The organism is Microvirga sp. P4_G7, assembly GCF_056401005.1.
This window is the reverse complement of sequence record NZ_JBFUKD010000912.1, coordinates 1-1,206: the sequence shown is the minus strand read 5'-3', so window position 1 is coordinate 1,206 and position 1,206 is coordinate 1. Positions and strand designations below refer to the sequence as shown.

The window sequence follows — 1,206 nt, the reverse complement described above, 5'->3', positions numbered from 1 at the left end:
GTTTCGTCCGATCGGTATTCCCTTGTTCGATTGGGCGCTCACGATCGCCGCCGTCGTCGCGGTGTTGCACGTTCCCTTGATTCCGCTCGACGATCTCGCCTTTCGCGTCGGCAACCCCACGACGACCGACGTCGTCCTCGGCGGCACCCTCGTTCTCGTCCTCTTCGAGGCGACGCGCCGCTCCGTCGGCTGGCCGTTGCCGATCATCGCCACCATCTTCATGATCTACGCGATGTACGGACCTTCGATGCCGGGAATTCTCGTTCATCCGGGCGCGACGTTCTCGCAATTGATCGACCACCTTTATCTCACGAGCCAGGGAATCTACGGCATCGCGCTCGGCGTCGTGGCGACCTACGTCTTCCACTTCGTTCTGTTTGGCGTGTTTGCGACGCGTATCGGATTGGGGCAGCTGTTTCTCGATTGCGCCGCCTGGGTCGCCGGTCGCTACGCCGGCGGACCGGCCAAGGTCTCGATTTTCGGATCGGCTCTGTTTGGCATGATCTCAGGATCGTCGGTCGCAAACACCGTTACGGTCGGCTCGCTCACGATCCCGGCGATGATCCGACTCGGATACAAGAAGCACTTCGCAGCCGCCGTCGAATCGACGGCCTCGACCGGTGGACAAATCACGCCGCCGATCATGGGCGCCGCAGCGTTCCTCATGATCGAATTCCTCAACATGCCCTATAGCACCATCATCCTTGCGGCGATCRCACCTGCCTTCATGCACTTTTTCGGCGTGTTCATGCAGGTCCATTTCGAAGCAAAGCGAAATGGATTGCGTGGGCTGCGCCCCGACGAAATGCCCGATATCAATGCGGCGCTCAAGAGAGATTGGCCGACGATCATTCCTCTTGTCGCGCTGATCGGCATCCTGATTGCCGGTTACACCCCTTATCTCGCCGCATTCTGGGGCATCACCCTATGCATCGCGGTGGGGTTGCTCAATCCACGCAAGCGAATGACCGTGCGCGAGTTGTTCGAAAGCCTGCGCGACGGCGCCAAATACGCACTGGCAGTGGGCGCTGCGGCCGCGACCGTCGGGATCGTCGTCGGCGTGGTGACACTGACAGGTGTCGGCTTCAAGCTCTCGTTCATCGTCACCTCGACGGCAGCGAACCTCGCCTCTCTCACGGGGTCGATCATTCCCGTCTGGTTCATGGCGCCACAGACGCTGACCTTGCTCTTCACGCTCATCATGAC

Annotated in this window: 1 protein-coding gene; it reads left to right on the top strand. The window is 60.6% G+C overall.

Going from position 1 to position 1,206, the window contains the following annotated elements:
• Positions 1–1,206 (top strand): TRAP transporter permease (locus AC1DT3_RS21840; RefSeq protein WP_477467272.1); only part of this gene is annotated, 1,206 nt, incomplete at both ends.